Origin of the sequence: Streptomyces sp. NPDC012835, from assembly GCF_042900885.1 — a bacterium.
Lineage (GTDB): Bacteria > Actinomycetota > Actinomycetes > Streptomycetales > Streptomycetaceae > Streptomyces.
Window position 1 is genome coordinate 136,844 of sequence record NZ_JBIBBW010000010.1, and the last position, 13,743, is coordinate 150,586.

The 13,743-nt window shown below is 72.3% G+C and carries 11 protein-coding genes; 6 read left to right on the top strand and 5 right to left on the bottom strand.

Going from position 1 to position 13,743, the window contains the following annotated elements; genetic code table 11:
• Positions 1-205 precede the first annotated feature (205 nt).
• Genes ACFY6S_RS31005 through ACFY6S_RS31020 form a run of 4 tightly spaced genes read left to right on the top strand, consistent with a single transcriptional unit; the run spans position 206 to position 4,427 of the window.
• Positions 206-2,995 (top strand): nitrate- and nitrite sensing domain-containing protein, encoded by a 2,790-nt coding sequence (locus ACFY6S_RS31005; protein ID WP_388830585.1) that lies wholly within the window; start codon positions 206-208, stop codon positions 2,993-2,995.
• Positions 2,992-3,435 (top strand): roadblock/LC7 domain-containing protein, encoded by a 444-nt coding sequence (locus tag ACFY6S_RS31010; RefSeq protein ID WP_388830582.1) that lies wholly within the window; start codon positions 2,992-2,994, stop codon positions 3,433-3,435. Before ACFY6S_RS31005 ends, ACFY6S_RS31010 begins: the two co-directional genes overlap by 4 nt.
• A 10-nt stretch (positions 3,436-3,445) precedes the next feature.
• Positions 3,446-3,841, top strand: coding sequence for a DUF742 domain-containing protein (locus ACFY6S_RS31015; protein WP_388830580.1), 396 nt, complete (start codon positions 3,446-3,448; stop codon positions 3,839-3,841).
• Positions 3,822-4,427: an ATP/GTP-binding protein gene (locus ACFY6S_RS31020; protein WP_388830577.1), complete on the top strand. Its 606-nt coding sequence runs from the start codon at positions 3,822-3,824 to the stop codon at positions 4,425-4,427. Before ACFY6S_RS31015 ends, ACFY6S_RS31020 begins: the two co-directional genes overlap by 20 nt.
• Before the next feature lie 92 nt (positions 4,428-4,519).
• On the opposite strand, the gene ACFY6S_RS31025 is transcribed toward ACFY6S_RS31020, so the two are convergent.
• Positions 4,520-5,326, bottom strand: coding sequence for a M15 family metallopeptidase (locus tag ACFY6S_RS31025; RefSeq protein ID WP_388830574.1), 807 nt, complete (start codon positions 5,324-5,326; stop codon positions 4,520-4,522).
• An 85-nt stretch (positions 5,327-5,411) separates the two neighbouring features.
• On the bottom strand, positions 5,412-7,778 hold the full coding sequence (locus ACFY6S_RS31030) for a TIM-barrel domain-containing protein (RefSeq protein ID WP_388830571.1): 2,367 nt from the start codon (positions 7,776-7,778) through the stop codon (positions 5,412-5,414).
• Positions 7,779-8,007: 229 nt separating this feature from the next.
• On the opposite strand from ACFY6S_RS31030, the gene ACFY6S_RS31035 reads away from it, so the two are divergent.
• Together ACFY6S_RS31035 and ACFY6S_RS31040 are read left to right on the top strand one after the other, a co-directional pair.
• The gene (locus ACFY6S_RS31035; RefSeq protein WP_388830568.1) at positions 8,008-9,990 is read left to right on the top strand and encodes an acetoacetate--CoA ligase; all 1,983 of its coding nucleotides are present in this window, start codon (positions 8,008-8,010) and stop codon (positions 9,988-9,990) included.
• Between the two features lie 74 nt (positions 9,991-10,064).
• The gene (locus ACFY6S_RS31040; RefSeq protein ID WP_388830565.1) at positions 10,065-11,006 is read left to right on the top strand and encodes a hypothetical protein; all 942 of its coding nucleotides are present in this window, start codon (positions 10,065-10,067) and stop codon (positions 11,004-11,006) included.
• A gap of 100 nt (positions 11,007-11,106) precedes the next feature.
• On the opposite strand, the gene ptsP is transcribed toward ACFY6S_RS31040, so the two are convergent.
• The 3 genes from ptsP to ACFY6S_RS31055 form a co-directional block, all read right to left on the bottom strand.
• On the bottom strand, positions 11,107-12,777 hold the full coding sequence (ptsP, locus tag ACFY6S_RS31045; protein WP_388830562.1) for a phosphoenolpyruvate--protein phosphotransferase: 1,671 nt from the start codon (positions 12,775-12,777) through the stop codon (positions 11,107-11,109).
• A 90-nt stretch (positions 12,778-12,867) separates the two neighbouring features.
• Entirely contained in the window at positions 12,868-13,317 is a 450-nt protein-coding gene (locus ACFY6S_RS31050; protein ID WP_388830559.1) for a PTS glucose transporter subunit IIA, read from the bottom strand.
• Between the two features lie 234 nt (positions 13,318-13,551).
• The coding region (locus tag ACFY6S_RS31055; RefSeq protein ID WP_388830556.1) for a hypothetical protein at positions 13,552-13,743 on the bottom strand (192 nt) is incomplete at its 5' end.

Sequence of the window (13,743 nt, forward strand, 5' to 3'; positions counted from 1 at the left end):
GACGCCCCGTGGCTGAAGTCAACTGGTGGAATACCGGGACAACTGATGATCAAGTCGGCTGTGGACGGCCGAAAAACATCCGGACGTGTCTTCGAGTTGCCGGTGTGACAGTAGTAGGCTCGCGCCGTTTGCTGACTGAGTACCCCCGCGACAGGCGGGGTTCCACGCATCTCCCGCCCCGGCGGGGTTCGACCAGGGGGAGGCCATGCGCTTTCGCGGGAAGTCCATCCGCCGGAAGATCGTGGCGTTGTTGCTCGTGCCGCTCATCGGACTCAGCGTCCTCTGGGGTCTGGCCACCACGCTCGCCGGATCCGAAGCCAAGCAGCTCATCGACGTGAGCTACGCCATCAAGACCATCGGCCGCCCCGTCGAGGACTCGATCAGAAACCTCCAGAGCGAGCGCAGACAGACACTGATCTACCTCGCCGACCCCCGGGCGGCGGACTCGCTCACCGAACTGCGCAGCCGCCGCACCGACACGGACCGCGCCCTCAACCGCGTCAAGCGCAACGCCGCCTCCGGCGTCCGCGACCGGATGGACGGCATCACCTCCGACCGGCTGTCCCACCTCCTCGACACCCTGGACGGCCTCGCGCTGATGCGCCGCTCCGTCGACGAGAGCACCATCACCCGCGAAGGCGCGATGGAGTTCTACAACCGCCTCGTCGACCCCGGTCACAACGTCCTCGCCTCGCTGTACGGCGACGAGGACGTGGACGGCGACAACTGGGGCCGCGCGCTCATCGGCCTCGACCGCGCCAAGGAGATGCTCTCCCGCGAGGACGCCCTCGTCGCCTCCGCGCTGAAGGCGGGCCGGATGACGGCCGAGGACGTACGCGGCACCTCCGACCTGGTCGCCAACCGCGTCCTGCTGTACGAGTCGAACCTCGCCGACCTGCCGCTCTCCGACCGGGCCACGCTGGAGCAGTACTGGCGCACCCCGGCCACCCTCGAACTGCGCCAGGCCGAGGACCGCCTCATCGCGGCCGGCGCCGCCGACGCGCCCAAGACGGTCAGCGCCGCAAGCTGGCAGGACATGACCGGCTCGGTCCTCGGCGACCTGACCAACGAGAGCCAGGAGGCGGCGGCGCTCTACCGCCAGCACATCGACCCCGTCCGCCGCGACGTGTTCATCCGCGTCGGATTCGCCGCCGTGCTCGGCCTGCTCGCCCTGCTCATCTCCGTCATCGTCTCCGTGCGTGTCGGCCGCGACCTGATCAGGGACCTCTCCCAGCTCCGCAAGGAGGCCCACGAGGTCTCCGGCGTACGCCTGCCCAGCGTCATGCGCAGACTCGCCGCCGGCGAACCGGTCGACGTGGAGACCGAGGCGCCCCGGCTCGACTACGAGAAGGACGAGGTCGGCCAGGTCGGCCAGGCCCTCAACACCCTTCAGCGCGCGGCTGTCGAGGCCGCCGTCAAACAGGCCGACCTGCGGCGCGGCGTCTCCGAGGTGTTCGTCAACCTCGCCCGCCGCAACCAGGTCCTGCTCCACCGTCAGCTCACGCTCCTCGACACGATGGAGCGCCGCACGGAGGACACCGAGGAACTCGCCGACCTGTTCCGTCTCGACCACCTGACCACGCGCATGCGCCGGCACGCCGAGGGCCTGGTGATCCTCTCCGGAGCCGCGCCGTCCCGTCAGTGGCGCAAGCCCGTCCAGCTGATGGACGTGGTGCGCGCCGCGGTCGCCGAGGTCGAGGACTACGAGCGCATCGAGGTCCGCCGGCTCCCGAGGATCGGTGTCGGCGGCCCCGCCGTCGCCGACCTCACCCACCTCATCGCCGAACTCATCGAGAACGCCACGGTGTTCTCGCCCCCGCACACCGCCGTCCAGGTGCACGGCGAGCGGGTCGCCAACGGCTTCACCCTGGAGATCCACGACCGCGGACTCGGCATGGCACCCGAGATCCTGCTCGACGCCAACCTGCGGCTCGCCGAGACACCCGAGTTCGAGCTGTCCGACACCGACCGGCTCGGCCTCTTCGTGGTCAGCCGCCTCGCCCAGCGGCAGAACGTTCGCGTCTCCCTCCAGCCCTCCCCGTACGGCGGGACGACAGCCATCGTCTTCCTGCCCGTCGCGCTGCTCACCGACGCCCCCGAGACCGAGGGCATGGGATTCCGGCTCGACCGCAAGAACGCCCCCGAACGCGAGCGGGGCCGGGGACGCGTGGAGAACGGCGGCGGCAGGCGCACCGCACTCGCACAGGTCCCCACCGGACTGGGCAGCGGCCCGTCCGTGCTCGACGGACCGGTCGAGCTCGAATCACCGGTCGGGGCTCTCGGCACCGAGAGCGGACCGGGACTCGGCGGAGGTGACGGTATCGGCGACATCGACGACACGGAGAGCGAGCGCGGCGGACTGTTCCGCGCCCGCGAACGGCTGCGCGGCACCGCCCAGGAGCCCCGCGACACCCACGACGGACGCGACGTCCGCGACCTGTACGACGTCCGCGAGCTGCGCGACGACAGCCGCGAACGCCGCGACGGCCGCGCCGTCCAGGAGCCGCGCGGACGCTCCCCCTACGACCGGGGCGCCCCGGACGCGGGCCCCGAGCGCGGCGGCGACCCCGAACTGCCCCGCCGCAAGCCGCCGACCCTGGTCGCGGACCGCGGGCGGCGCGTCGACGACCGGGGCCGTACCCGCCCCGGTCAGGAACCGGCGACCGGCGGCACGGGCCGTACCTTCTCCTCGGGCGTGCCGACGCAGACCTCGCGCCGCGCACAGGCGGACGAGCAGCCGTCGCTGATCGACGGGCTGCCCCGTCGGGTCAGGCAGGCCAGCCTCGCCCCCCAGCTCAGGGACATCACTCAGGACCGGGTCACCGACCCGGCACCCGCGGGGGGCCGCGAGCCCGAGCGGGACGCGGACGAGGTCCGCAGCCGCATGGCCTCGCTCCAGAGGGGCTGGCAGCGTGGTCGCCGACACAACGATGTCGAGGACACCGCGGGCTCCGGCGACACACAAGGAACCACATCGGAGGGGGACGGTCGATGACCGCACCGAACGCATCACCACGCCATTCCACCGACCCCAACGCGGCCGGGGAGCTGAACTGGCTCCTCGACGAGCTGGTCGAGCGGGTCGCCAGTATCCGCAAAGCGGTGGTCCTCTCCGGTGACGGCCTGGCCACCGGCACCTCCAAGGACCTCACCCGCGAGGACGGCGAGCACCTCGCCGCCGTCGCGTCCGGATTCCACAGCCTCGCCAAGGGCGTCGGCCGCCACTTCGACGCCGGCCGCGTCCGGCAGACCGTGGTGGAGCTGGACGACGCGTTCCTCTTCGTCACCGCCGCCGGCGACGGCAGCTGTCTGGCCGTCCTGTCCGACGCGGACTCCGACGTCGGACAGGTCGCCTACGAGATGACACTGATGGTCAAGAGGGTCGGCGTCCATCTCGGTACGGCGCCACGGACCGGCCTGCCCGCCGGAGGGTGAGCGGGCCGACATGAGTGAATCTGATCAGGATCAGCAGCACTGGTTCGACGGCGAAGCCGGACCGGTCGTACGCCCGTACGCGATGACGCGAGGCCGCACCAGCAGCGCGTCGCGCCACCGGCTCGACCTGATCGCGCTCGTCGTGTGCGAACCGGCCGCCGCAGACCCCGGCCGGGACCAGACGCTCTCCCCGGAACACGTGGAGATCGTCGACCGCTGCTACACGAGCCCCCAGTCGATCGCCGAACTCGCCGCGAGCCTGGACCTTCCCGTAGGGGTGGTCCGGGTCCTCGTCGGCGATCTCGTCGAGGACGAAATCGTCCGCGTAACCCGTCCCGTTCCGCCGGCCGAGCTGCCGGACGAGAGCATTCTCCGCGAGGTGATCAATGGTCTTCGGGCGCTCTAGCCACAGGCCGCGTCCGGTCGATCCCGTAACGCTGAAGATCCTGGTGGCGGGCGGTTTCGGGGTGGGCAAGACCACTCTGGTGGGCGCGGTCAGCGAGATCCGACCGCTGCGTACCGAGGAGGTACTGAGCGAGGCGGGCCGGCCGGTCGACGACGTCGACGGAGTCGAGGAGAAGACGACCACCACGGTCGCCATGGACTTCGGCCGCATCACCCTGCGCGAGGACCTGGTGCTGTACGTCTTCGGCACCCCGGGCCAGGACCGCTTCTGGTTCCTCTGGGACGAGCTGGCCCAGGGCGCCCTCGGCGCCGTCGTGCTGGCCGACACCCGGCGGCTCGCTGACTCCTTCGCCGCCGTCGACTACTTCGAACGGCGTGGCATCCCGTTCACCGTCGCGGTCAACTGCTTCGAGGGCGCCGACCGCTTCCCGGGCGAGACCGTACGGTCGGCACTCGACCTCGACTCCGAGGTCCCGCTGGTCATGTGCGACGCCCGCGACCGCGAGTCCGTCAAGGAAGTACTGGTGTCGGTCGTCGAACACGCCATGACCCGCGCGGCGCTCCAGCGCGAACACGCTCCCACCTGACCGGCCGCGCCACCACCGCACGGCCGCCGTGGCCCGTACCCCACCACCCGGGGTACGGGCCACGGCCGTGTCGCCCCCCCACGGGAACACGGTCAGTGCCCGCGCACCGAACTCCACGCCACCGGGAAGTCGAAATACGTGTCGGGGAAGGTCTCCGGCCGGTGCGTGAAGTGCCACCACTCCTCGGGCAGATGAGTGAACCCGGCCCCCGCCAGCACCGACCGCAGCAGATCCCGGTTCGCCCGCCGGACACCGGTCACCCGCGGATCATCCGTGTGCGCGAGGGTGTCGAAACAGTCGAAACCCGTTCCCATGTCGACCGAGTTGTCGGGGAAACGCGCCTGCTTCGGCCCGTGACAGGGCAGCAGCCGCTCGCCGGGAACATACGGCCTCGTCGGCCGGGCCGGCAGCCTCACCAGCGTGAGGTCCACCGTGCTGCCCCTGCTGTGCCCGGACTTCTCCGCGATGTAACCGTCCGCGAACAGCCGCGACTTGTCCACCCGGGGATAGAACTCGGCCTTCGCCCGCTCGTCCCGGAGATCCTCCGCCCACCGTACGAAATGATCGACGGCCCGCTGCGGCCGGTAGCAGTCGTACACCTTGAGCGAGTAGCCCTGACGCAGCAGCCGCGACTGCGCCCGGCGCAGCGCCTCGGCGGTGGCGCGGGTGACGACGCACAGCGGCTCCCGGTAGCCGTCCACCGGCTCGCCCATGAAGTTGTGCGGTGTCGGGTAGCGCATCTCCTGGATGATCGTCGGCGCGACCGTACGCAGGGCCACGAACTCGTCGGGAGCCACCGGGCCGGACCGCGCCCGCGCGGCGGGCGCGGTGGCCGTGACGGTCAGCAGGGCGACGGCGGAGGCGGCCAGGGACCGCAGGAAAACCCTCAGTCTTGTCATGGGCACTGTCGTCTACCAGTTCCGGGGCCCGGCGGAAAGAGCCATCGGATACAGTCCCCGCCCGTCGAACCGCCGAGGCCGCCGTTCACGCCCCCGCGCCCCGCACTCGCACCGGCCACCGCGGCTCCGCCCACCCGCCGCCGGGCGTCACCCGCTCCACCCGTACCTCCCCTCCCACCCACCGGGACACGTACCGCTCCACCTCGGCGGCTTCCCACCCGTCACCCGGGTCCCGCACCACCAGCCCGCCCCCGGTGCGCCCGGCGGCCGGCGCCCACACCTCCAGCTCCGGCCGCCCCCCGGCGTCCAGCACCGGGACCACCGCACCCGCCCGCGCCAGCACGGGAACACGGGACAGCGGCGCGTCCAGCGACACCTGCGCCCGGCCCCCGTACGCCCGCTCCGTCACCGTGTCGTACCACCGACCACCCGGCAGCCGCACCGCCCGCCGGTCCGCACCGCGCTCCAGCACCGGAGCCACCAGCAGCGCGTCGCCCAGCAGGAACGCGTCCCCGCAGTCCCGCAGCGCCCGGTCCTCCGGCTCCCCCCACCACACCGGCCGCGCGTACGGCGCACCCGTCAGCCGCGCCAGCCGGGCCAGCGTCACGAAGTACGGCCGCAGCCGCTCCCGTTCGACCAGCGCGGCCCGCGCGTGCGCCAGCACCTCAGGACCGAACTCCCACGGCTCCCTGCGCCCCGCGTCGATCGCCGCGTGCGTACGGAACAGCGGCAGATACGCCCCCAGCTGGAACCACCGCAGATACAGCTCGGGCGAAGGACTGCCGTCGAAACCCCCCACGTCGGGACCGGAGTACGGCACACCGCACAGCCCGAGTCCCAGCACCAGGGAGAGCGACGCCCGCAGCCCCGGCCAGCCCGTCGACACATCACCCGACCAGCTGCCCCCGTACCGCTGCATCCCGGCCCACCCCGAGCGCGAGAAGAGAAAGGGCCGCTCGTCCGGCCGCAGCCGCGCCAGACCCTCGTAACCGGCCCGCGCCATCGCCAGCGCGTACACGTTGTGCGCCTCACGATGGTCACCGCCACGGCCCTCCAGCCGGTGCACCGCCGAACGCGGCAGCGTCGGATCACCGAACGGCACGAACGCCACCGGCTCGTTCATGTCGTGCCACACCCCGGCGAACCCCTGCGCCAACCGCTCCTCGTACAGCCCGCCCCACCACTCGCGCACCGCCGGATCCGTGAAGTCCGGATAGCCGCACTCACCGGGCCACACCTCACCCCGCACCTCCCGCCCCCGCGCGTCCCGCACGAACGCGCCCGCCCCGCCGACCCGCGCACCGCTCTCGTACACCGCGTTGCCGCGCTCCGCCCGCACCGCGGGATCGACGATCGAGACCAGCCGCACCCCCTGCGCGCGCAGCTCGGCCGCGAGCCCCGGCAGATCGGGGAAGTGGCCCCGGTCGACCGTGAAGACCCGGTGCCCGTCGAAGTGATCGATGTCCAGATGCACCGCCGACAGCGGCAGATCCCGCTCCCGGTACCCCGCCACGACCCGCCGCACCTCCCGCTCGCTCCCGAACCCCCACCGCGCGTGCTGCGGCCCCAGCGCCCAGGACGGCGGCACAGCGGGCGCCCCGGTCAGCGCCGTCCAGCCGCGCAGCACCCGCGCCGGAGTCCCCGTCACCACCCAGCAGCGCAGCGGCCCGCCCTCCATCCGCAGCTCCGCCGTCCCCGGCCGGCCATGCCCGGACCCCGCCCCCTCCGCACCCTCGGCCAGCGTGACCCGGCCGTCCCACGAGTTGTCGTGGAACGCCAGATGGGTCCCGGCGTCCGCCACCACCAGCTGCACCGGCATCGTCACGTACAGCGGATCGTCGTCGGGACCGAAACCACCACCCGGATCCGTGTTCCACAACCGGTACGTGCCGTCCCGCAGCCGGGGCCCCGACGCCCGGCCGCCCAGTCCAAAGAACCGCGCGTCCGCCGCCACCTCACTGCGCTGAACCCAGCGCGCCGCCCCGCCCGCCACCGGCTCCCACCAGCGCGGCGGCAGCTCCCGGCGCAGCACGACCCCGCCCGGCGTACGGACCTCCACCCCGCCGTGCCGCGAGACCGTCACCGTCACCCGCTCCGACACCACCCGCCAGCCGCCGTCCGTGTCCGGTTCCAGCCCGGCCCGCGGATCCGGCTCCGGCGCCGCCCCGGCCAGCCCGTACGACGGCAGCGGCCCCGCGCCGTCCCACCCCCAGAACACGGCGCCGCCCACCATCACGCACACCTGGAGCTCCGCCCGCGCGAACCGCACGGTCCCGCCGCCCGGCAATGGCTCAGCGCCGGCCACCGGCCCCGGCACCCGCGCCCGCTCAGGGCCACGCGGAGTCAGCGCCCCGGCATCCGCGCGCCGGCCCCGCCAGGCCGACCGCACGGAACGCAGCCCCCGCACCGAGCCCATCCATTTCATCGAACGCACCAGCTCATGACCGTCCATGCCGCTCACCCTGCCATCGGCGCCGATGCCCCCGGGCCCCGTTCAACTCCCGTTCACCCGGCCCGCCGCCCGCCGCCCGGGCGCCCGGCCCCGGCTCCCCCTCTGGTGCCGGGGACGATCACATGGCATCGTCCGTGTCAGCCGCGTCCCGCGCCCACCCACGCGCGCACCCGCGGCCGGCGCACACCCCGCGCCCCCACCAGCGTCGAGCCAGCCGGGAGCCGACCCCATGACCACCAGCGCAACCCCCGAGGCCCTCTGGCGGCCCGGCCCCGAGTGGATCGCCGCCGCGGCCGTCACCCGCTTCCAGAGCTGGGCGGCCGAACGGTACGGAGCCCCTGCCGAAGGCGGCTACCCGGCGCTGCACCGCTGGTCCGTCGACGAGCTGGAGACCTTCTGGGCCGCCGTCGCCGACTGGTTCGGCGTCCGCTTCGCCACCCCGTACGCACGCGTCCTCGGCGACCGCGCCATGCCCGGCGCCCAGTGGTTCCCCGGCGCCACCCTCAACTACGCGGAGCACGCCCTGCGCACCGCCGAGGACCCGGCCCGCGCCCACGAACCCGCGCTCCTGTACGTCGACGAGACCCAGGAGCAGACCCCCGTCAGCTGGCACGAACTGCGCCGCCAGGTCGCCGCGCTCGCGAGCGAACTGCGCGCCCTCGGCGTACGCCCCGGCGACCGGGTCAGCGGCTACCTCCCCAACATCCCGCAGGCCGTCACCGCGCTCCTCGCCACCGCCGCCGTCGGCGGGGTCTGGACCTCCTGTGCCCCCGACTTCGGCGCCCGCGGCGTCCTCGACCGCTTCCAGCAGGTCGAACCCGTCGTGCTGTTCGCCGTGGACGGTTACCGCTACGGCGGCAAGGAACACGACCGGACACGGACGGTCGCCGACCTCCGCCGCGAACTGCCCACCCTGCGGGCCGTGGTCCACGTACCGCTCCTGGGCACCCCCGCGCCCGAAGGGGCCCTCACCTGGGCCGAGCTGACCGAGGGTCACGACGACACCGCACCGGTCTTCGAACAGGTCCCCTTCGACCACCCCCTGTGGGTCCTCTACTCCTCCGGCACCACCGGACTGCCCAAGGCGATCGTCCAGTCCCAGGGCGGCATCCTGCTGGAGCACTTCAAACAGATCGGCCTGCACTGCGACCTCGGCCCCGAGGACCGCTTCTTCTGGTACACCTCCACCGGCTGGATGATGTGGAACTTCCTCGTCTCCGGCCTGCTCACCGGCACCACGATCGTGCTGTACGACGGCAGCCCCGGCTTCCCCTCCGTCGACGCCCAGTGGGGCATCGCGGAACGCACCGGCACCACCCTCTTCGGCACCTCGGCGGCGTACGTCATGGCCTGCCGCAAAGCGGCCGTGCACCCCGGCCGCGACCACGACCTCTCCCGCGTCGCCTGCGTCGCCACCACCGGCTCCCCGCTGCCGCCCGACGGATTCCGCTGGCTCCACGACGAGGTCGCGGACGACCTGTGGATCGCCTCCGTCAGCGGCGGCACCGACGTGTGCAGCTGCTTCGCCGGAGCCGTACCCACCCTCCCCGTGCACACCGGGGAACTACAGGCCGCCTGCCTGGGAACGGACCTCCGGGCCTGGGACCCGCAGGGCCGGCCCGTGACCGGCGACGTCGGCGAACTCGTCGTCACCAACCCCATGCCCTCCATGCCCGTACGCTTCTGGAACGACCCCGACGGCCGGCGGTACCACGACAGCTACTTCGCCATGTACCCCGGCGTCTGGCGCCACGGGGACTGGATCACGATCACCGACCGGGGCAGCGTCGTCATCCACGGCCGCTCCGACTCCACCCTGAACCGCCAGGGCGTCCGGATGGGCTCCGCCGACATCTACGAAACAGTCGAACGCCTCCCCGAGATCCGCGAATCCCTGGTCATCGGCGTCGAGGAGGCCGACGGCGGCTACTGGATGCCCCTCTTCGTCCAACTCGCCGCGGACGCCGTCCTCGACGACGCGCTGCGCGACCGGATCCGCCGCACGATCCGCGAACAGCTCTCCCCGCGCCATGTCCCGGACGAGATCATCGAAGTCCCCGCCGTCCCCCACACCCTCACCGGCAAACGCCTCGAAGTCCCCGTCAAACGCCTCCTCCAGGGCACCGCGCCCGACCACGCCGTCAACCCCGGATCCGTGGACGACATCGAACTGCTGCGCTTCTACGAGAACCTCGCCCGCACCCGCCGCTGACCACACCGAGCCACCACTGTCCGACCCCACGACTACTCTGAGTGAGCATTGATCGACTGTACTCAGGGGGAGTCATGGCACACCAGGACCACGGCGGACGACCGGACAACAGCATGCGGCGCAGGCTGCGCCGCGAAGTCCCCGGCATCGTCGGCCTGCTGGCCGACGAGCGGGACTTCACCGCCATGCGGCGGTACCGCACCTTCACCTTCGACGACCACGCCGCCTACCTCCGGGAGATCGACGCCCTGCTGAAATCCCTGGCCTCCCAGGGGCTGCACACCACCGTCGCCCTCTTCGACCCCGAGGAGTACGGGGAGTTCTGCGCGGACGCCGGACTCGACCCGGACAGCGCGGCCGGCCGCAGCCGCTTCACCGCGGTCATCCCCACGAGCGGAGCCGCCGTCCGCTACACCGGCCAGCCCCTCGACGCCCTGATCCCCCAGCTCATCAACATCGCGGTCCGCAGGGCCACCTGGGAGTACACGACCACGCTGCTGGCCGACCTCGGGGTGTGCGCCGACTGCGGACAGGACATCGGGGGCGCGGCCTTCGACCGCGCCTCCCAACTCCTGCTGCGCCTGATCGAAGGCGCGGGCCCCGGCAGCCACCACCTGGTGTGCAGCGTCCCCGCCGCCGACGAACAGCTCCTCGCCGTCCTCCACACCCACCGGCCCGCGCCCCGCACCGGCCCGGACGAGGCGCCCGCCGGGTCCGACGAGGCTCCGGCCGGGTTCGACTCGGCCGAAGGCGCCGAATTCGTCAGCGTGCTCGCCACCGGCATCGCCCTGGAGACCGCCGGGGGAGTGGTGCTCCGCACGACAGCGCCCGGCACCCCGGACCGGCTCCGCGGTTGGCGCCTGCGCCGGGGCGGCCTCGTGCCGCTCACCGAGGGCGAGGTCTTCAGCGCCTACTGCACCGACGCGGACACCGGCGAGCCGCTCGCTCCCGAGCCCGGCGCGGAGTACCACGCGGGCTTCGACCTCGGCGAGGAGGACACCGGCACCCACCACTGACCCGCGACCGCCGACGACAGAGGGGCTTTCCGCCGCGAAACACGGCGAAAAGCCCCTCCGGAAGCCCCGATCGGAGCCCCACCCACCAGGACCGACCGGCTCACTCGCCGGACAGCACCGCCTGCGCGGCCGACCTGGCCTCCTCGGCGGTGTCCGCGGCACGCGCGGCGGAAGCGGCGCGCTCACACTGCGCCAGCGTGTGCTGCGCCAGGGCCGACCGCACGTACGGGATCGACGCCGCGCCCATCGACAGCGACGTCACACCGAGACCGGTGAGCACACAGGCGAGCAGCGGATCGGCGGCGGCCTCCCCGCACACACCGCAGCTCTTGCCCTCGGCCCGGGCGCCCTCGGCGGACAGCGCCACCAGGTCCAGCAGCGCCGGCTGCCACGGGTCCTGGAGACGCGACACCGCACCGACCTGCCGGTCGGCGGCGAAGGTGTACTGGGCGAGGTCGTTCGTCCCCAGCGACAGGAACTCGACCTCCTGGAGGATGGAGCGCGACCGCAGAGCGGCCGACGGAATCTCCACCATGGCGCCGAACTTCGCGTTCAGCCCCGCCTCGCGACAGGCGTCGGCGAACGCCTTGGCGTCGGTGCGGTCGGCCACCATGGGCGCCATGACCTCCAGGTACACCGGGAGCCCGGCGACCGCCTTGGACAGCGCGGTCAGCTGGGTCCGCAGCACATCCGGGTGATCGAGCAGACTCCGCAGCCCACGGACGCCGAGCGCCGGGTTGGGCTCGTCGGCGGGGGTGAGGAAGTCCAGCGGCTTGTCAGCGCCGGCGTCGAGCACCCGCACGACCACCCGCCCCTCGGGAAACGCCTCCAGCACCGCGCGGTACGCGGCGACCTGCTTCTCCTCGGACGGCGCCTGCTTGCTGTCGTCCAGGAACAGGAACTCGGTACGGAACAGCCCCACGCCCTCGGCGCCCGCCGCGACGGCCGCCGCGACATCCGAGGGACCACCGATGTTGGCCAGCAGCGGCACCTTGTGACCGTCCGAGGTCGCACCCGGCCCGGACGACGCGGTCAGCGCGGCCCGGCGTTCGGCGGCGGACCGCTCCAGCTCCGCCCGCTTCTCGGCTCCCGGGGAGACGAAGATGTCACCGGTGCTCCCGTCGACCGCGATCACCGTGCCCTCGGCGATCTCGCCGGCGCCCGGCAGCGCCACGACCGCGGGCACGCCGAGCGCCCGCGCCAGAATCGCGCTGTGACTCGTGGGGCCGCCCTCCTCCGTCACGAAGCCGAGCACCAGCGCCGGGTCGAGCAACGCCGTGTCGGCGGGGGCCAGATCACGGGCGATCAGCACATACGGCTCGTCGCTGTCGGGGACGCCGGGCATCGGAACGCCCAGCAGCCGGGCGACGATACGGTTCCGCACGTCGTCCAGGTCCGCGACCCGCCCCGCGAGGTACTCCCCGGCGTTGGCCAGCAGCGCGCGGTACGAGGCGAACGCGTCGTACACGCCACGCTCGGCCGTGCTGCCGACGGCGATCCTGCGCTCGACGTCGGCCATCAGCTCGGGGTCCTGAGCCATCAGGGCCTGCGCTTCGAGCACGGCCTGCGCCTCGCCGCCCGCCAGGTTGCCCCGGGCGATCAGATCGGCCGACACGGCCTCCACGGCCTGGTGGGCACGGCTCTGCTCGCGCTCCGCGTCCTCGACGGGGATCTGCTTGGCCGGCGGCTCCAGCACCGCGGTCCCCATGTGCCGGACCTCGCCGATCGCCACTCCGTGACTGACCCCGACGCCTCGCAGCGTTGTCTCCATCTCACCCGTCCCCGGTTATGCGGCGACCCGGTCGCCGCGTTGAATGAACGACGAGCGCCGCGCGCCCGTCCCTGACGTACGTCACCGGACTCACTGCCAGCCGAAGAGAGCGTCGCCGCCCGTCACCTCGCCGCTCTCGCGGACTTCGGACAGCGAGTCCGCCGTCGCCTCGAGCGCGACAACGGGGCAGATGGGCGACTTGCCGGCCTCCTCCACCGCGGCCGGGTTCCAGCGCACGATCTCCTGACCCCGTGTGACGGTGTCGCCCTTGTTGACCAGCAGGTCGAACCCGGCGCCGTTGAGCTGCACGGTGTCGATGCCCAGGTGCGTCAGCACGCCGTGCCCCTCCGCGTCCACGACGACGAAGGCGTGCGGATGAAGAGAGACCACCACACCGTCGACCGGGGAGACAGCCACGCCCGGCTCACGCACGGGGTCGATGGCGGTACCAGGACCCACCATCGCGCCCGAGAAGACCGGATCGGGGACAGCGGCAAGCCCGATGGCTTGTCCGGAGAGTGGGGCCGTCACGATAGTCATGCGGGGAGCCTCCCGGAGGCGGAGAAACATAAGGGGCGACCGTCACCCTCAGTGAGGGGACGGCGTGCTGTTCAGAAGGGTAAGTCATAGGAAGTGACGGTTCGGCGTGACAGCGGCCGGTTGACGCGGCCGACGGCACACCGGAATCGATTTGCCTGCGTCCGCCGGCGGCCTGTACTGTCGTACTCCTGCCTGACCCCAACGCGACTTTGAGTCGGGGGTCGGCGGCATCTATCAAGTCTTGATCCTAACTGTGGTTCCGCTTTTGCATGTCTGCGGAACGGTGGTCAGGAAGAACGAAAAGCCCTGGTAGAGTTTGAAACGCAAGAACGAAACACCGAAGGGAAGCGCCCGGAGGAAAGCCCCAGAAAATGTTCTGTGGGTGAGTACAAAGGAAGCGTCCGTTCCTTGAGAACTCAACAGCGT

Coding starts and splice junctions, on each gene's coding strand:
- ACFY6S_RS31010 (WP_388830582.1), top strand. CDS start 2,992: ATGACCGCACCGAACGCATCACCACGCCATTCCACCGACCCCAACGCG.
- ACFY6S_RS31015 (WP_388830580.1), top strand. CDS start 3,446: ATGAGTGAATCTGATCAGGATCAGCAGCACTGGTTCGACGGCGAAGCC.
- ACFY6S_RS31030 (WP_388830571.1), bottom strand. CDS start 7,778: ATGGACGGTCATGAGCTGGTGCGTTCGATGAAATGGATGGGCTCGGTG.
- ACFY6S_RS31035 (WP_388830568.1), top strand. CDS start 8,008: ATGACCACCAGCGCAACCCCCGAGGCCCTCTGGCGGCCCGGCCCCGAG.
- ptsP (WP_388830562.1), bottom strand. CDS start 12,777: ATGGAGACAACGCTGCGAGGCGTCGGGGTCAGTCACGGAGTGGCGATC.
- ACFY6S_RS31050 (WP_388830559.1), bottom strand. CDS start 13,317: ATGACTATCGTGACGGCCCCACTCTCCGGACAAGCCATCGGGCTTGCC.
- ACFY6S_RS31005 (WP_388830585.1), top strand. CDS start 206: ATGCGCTTTCGCGGGAAGTCCATCCGCCGGAAGATCGTGGCGTTGTTG.
- ACFY6S_RS31020 (WP_388830577.1), top strand. CDS start 3,822: ATGGTCTTCGGGCGCTCTAGCCACAGGCCGCGTCCGGTCGATCCCGTA.
- ACFY6S_RS31040 (WP_388830565.1), top strand. CDS start 10,065: ATGGCACACCAGGACCACGGCGGACGACCGGACAACAGCATGCGGCGC.
- ACFY6S_RS31025 (WP_388830574.1), bottom strand. CDS start 5,326: ATGACAAGACTGAGGGTTTTCCTGCGGTCCCTGGCCGCCTCCGCCGTC.